The organism is Janibacter sp. CoH_79_TC_3 (assembly GCF_058197955.1).
Genome location: NZ_JBXWIV010000229.1, coordinates 1 through 216 on the forward strand (window position 1 = coordinate 1; position 216 = coordinate 216).

Sequence of the window (216 nt, forward strand, 5' to 3'; positions counted from 1 at the left end):
TTGGGTGGTGTAACTTTCATTTACCTCATCATAGTAGCAACCTGCGTTCTCGCATTTATAGGTCAGTTGCCGCTTAACTTCAAACCAACCAGCGTCATAGACAGATTTGGCGAGTTTGCTTGAGGTGAATGATTTTGAGTGAAGTTTGCCAATGATGATTATTTTATTAGTCTTGGCAAGGTTGGTGGTGAATTTATGGATCAAGTCTTGGCGTGT

General features: G+C 41.2%; 1 protein-coding gene. It reads right to left on the minus strand.

Going from position 1 to position 216, the window contains the following annotated elements; genetic code table 11:
* Positions 1–216: IS200/IS605 family accessory protein TnpB-related protein (locus AC2FA3_RS15735; RefSeq protein WP_490510418.1), on the minus strand; the 216-nt coding region annotated here is incomplete at both ends.